At 35.5% G+C, this 2854-nt stretch carries 4 protein-coding genes; all 4 read left to right on the top strand.

Translation table 11 applies throughout. The annotated features are described in order from the left end of the window. Nucleotides 1-704, top strand: a 704-nt coding sequence (locus tag ACI3VO_RS12780) for an FAD-dependent oxidoreductase (protein WP_439758285.1), incomplete at its 5' end; no start/stop codon positions are given. After that, complete coding sequence (locus tag ACI3VO_RS12775) at nucleotides 704-1942, top strand: NAD(P)/FAD-dependent oxidoreductase (RefSeq protein ID WP_439758284.1); 1239 nt, start codon at nucleotides 704-706, stop codon at nucleotides 1940-1942. The genes ACI3VO_RS12780 and ACI3VO_RS12775, both read left to right, overlap by 1 nt. Then, entirely contained in the window at nucleotides 1935-2300 is a 366-nt protein-coding gene (locus ACI3VO_RS12770) for a DUF1667 domain-containing protein (protein ID WP_439758283.1), read from the top strand. The genes ACI3VO_RS12775 and ACI3VO_RS12770 overlap by 8 nt, the downstream gene beginning before the upstream one ends. A gap of 17 nt (nucleotides 2301-2317) precedes the next feature. Continuing rightward, the coding region (locus ACI3VO_RS12765) for a lactate racemase domain-containing protein (RefSeq protein ID WP_439758282.1) at nucleotides 2318-2854 on the top strand (537 nt) is incomplete at its 3' end.

Genomic DNA, 2854 nt, shown 5'->3' with positions numbered 1-2854 from the left:
TAGGAATTCACTTGACTCCTACAATTGATGGAAATGTATTTATAGGACCAAGTAGTGAATATATAGACGAGAGAGACGATTACTCAGCTACTCAAAAGATAATGGACTTATTGATTAAAGACGGTGGAAGAATATTCCCTCATATAAATAGAGGCGATTTCATAAGAAATTTCGCTGGAATCAGACCTAAGCTTGCTTCAAAGGAAGAAGGTGGATACCACGATTTCGTAATAGAAAGAAGAGAAGAAGCTCCAAATACTATAAATCTTGTTGGAATCGAGTCTCCAGGACTTACAAGCTCAACTCCAATCGCTAAGTATGTAGTTTCTCTAATGAAGGAAAAAGAAGAGCTTACAGTAAACGAAAGCTTCAATCCAATTAGAAAGCCTATAGTTACTTTTGCAGATAAATCTATAGAAGAAAAAGAAGCTCTAATCAAAGAAAATCCTGATTACGGAGAAGTAATCTGTAGATGTCAAACTATAACTAAGGCAGAAATACTTCAAGCTATAAACAACCCACTAGGCGTCGAAACTCTAACTGGAATCAAATACAGATGTAGAGCCATGATGGGTAGATGTCAAGGTGGATATTGTGAAACTAGAATAGCAGGACTTTTAGAAGAGGTTAAAAATAAGGATAGAAAAGACGTGTTGTATTCTAGAGAAAACTCTAATATGTTTGTAGGAAAGGTGAGAGACTAATGATTGAAAATAAAGATGTAGTAATAGTTGGAGGTGGACCTGCAGGTCTTGCAGCAGCACTTGAACTTAAAAATAAAGGAATAGAAGATATACTTATAGTAGAAAGAGAAGATAAATTAGGTGGAATACTAAAGCAATGTATCCACGATGGATTTGGTCTGACTAGATTTAAAGAAACTCTAAGCGGACCAGAATACGCAGATAGATTTATAAAGGAAGTCGAAAAACAAGGAATCGACTACATAACAGATGCGACAGTTATAGATGTGACTAACGACAAGCTTGTAATCGCCGCGACTAGAGATGGCTTAAAGCAATACAAGGCAAAGGCAGTAGTTTTGACTATGGGATGTAGAGAGAGAACTAGAGGTGCCATATCAACTCCAGGTACTAGACCAGCTGGAATTTACAATGCAGGTGTCGCACAAAGATATATAAACTTGACTAACACTATGGTCGGCAAAAAAATAGTAATCCTAGGCTCTGGAGATATAGGACTTATAATGGCTAGAAGACTTACACTTGAAGGCGCTAAGGTAGAGGCAGTTGTAGAGCTTTGTCCATATGCAAACGGGCTTCCTAGAAATATCGAGCAATGCTTAAATGACTTCGATATACCTCTTTATCTAAGCCATACAATAACTAATATAGAAGGAAAATCAAGACTTGAAGCTGTTACAGTAAGCCAAGTTGACGAAAATAAAAGGGTAATCCCAGGAACAGAAAAAAGATACGAATGCGATACTTTGATACTTTCAATAGGACTTATCCCAGAAAATGAATTATCATTAAAGGCAGGAGTCGTACTAGATCCTAGAACTAAAGGAGCAGTAGTAGATGAAAACTACCAAACTTCAGTAGAAGGTATATTCGCAGCAGGAAACGTACTACAAGTCCACGACTTAGTAGACTTCGTTTCACTAGAAGCTGAAAGACTTGCAGGTCATGTTTGCGAATACATAAACGATGGTAAATTAGTTGAAAGCAAGATAAACATAGAAGCTGGAGAAAACATAAACCACACTATTCCGCAAAAGATAAGTGGAACTAAGGATTTTGTGCTTTCTTTCAGAGTTAGAAAGCCATTTAAGGAATGTAAGGTAGATATAATGCAGGGCGAAGAAATCATAAAAACTAAAAAATACAAAAAAGCAATACCAGCAGAAATGGTTCAAATAAAAATTTCAAAAGATGAAATAAAATCAGATAAGGATTTGAAGGTGATTATAAGTGAATAGAAAATTTACATGTATAGTTTGTCCAAATGGATGTGAGATAGAAGTAGATTACGAAGGAAAGGATATAAAGAGCATAGAAGGGGAAGGCTGCAAAAAAGGTAAAGAATACGTGACTCAAGAATTAGTAGACCCAAGAAGAAATATAGCTTCTTCTGTAGTTTTACTAAATGGAGAGCTTCCACTTGTTAGCGTAAGACTTACAAAGCCAGTTCCTAAGGCAAAAATATTCGATGTAATGGACATAATAAAGGGAATAAAATTAGAAGCTCCAGTAGAAGTTGGAGATGTAGTAGTTAAAAATATAATGGGATATGACAGCGACCTTATAGTAACTAAAAAAGTAGATAAAATATCTTAAAACGTAAGGAGTAAAAAATGTCTCAAATAAATGAAATACTAGATAATATAAAGTTACCTCAAATTATGAAGGTAAAACAAGTATTCGACGATACTAAAATAGATGATGTACCTGAATACTTAAATCAAAAATTAATCGAAAAACAAATAAAAGACAAAATAAAACCAGGCATGAAAATAGCGATAACTGGTGGAAGCAGGGGAATTAGTCACTACCAAGATTTGATGAAGACAGTGGTGGATTTCGTCTACAAATGTGGTGCGACACCTTTTGTAGTTCCAGCGATGGGAAGCCATGGTGGGGGAACTGATGAAGGTCAAGCCAATATGCTAAAAAAACTAGGAATAACTAAAGAAACTGTAGGCTGCGATATAATATCTTCAATGGAGGTAGTAGAAGTCGGAAGAACATCTAAAGATCTTCCAGTTTATATCGATAAAAATGCAGCAAACGCAGATGGCATTATTTTGTTAAATAGAATAAAGCTACATACTTCTTTTAGAGGAAAATACGAAAGCGGCCTTATAAAGATGATGGCTATAGGCCTTGCCAAG

It is taken from the genome of Intestinibacter sp. (assembly GCF_051866655.1).
Classification (GTDB): domain Bacteria; phylum Bacillota; class Clostridia; order Peptostreptococcales; family Peptostreptococcaceae; genus Intestinibacter.
The sequence above is the reverse complement of the archived record's forward strand: the minus strand, read 5'-3'. Positions and strand labels throughout refer to the sequence as shown.

Coding starts and splice junctions, on each gene's coding strand:
- ACI3VO_RS12775 (WP_439758284.1), top strand. CDS start 704: ATGATTGAAAATAAAGATGTAGTAATAGTTGGAGGTGGACCTGCAGGT.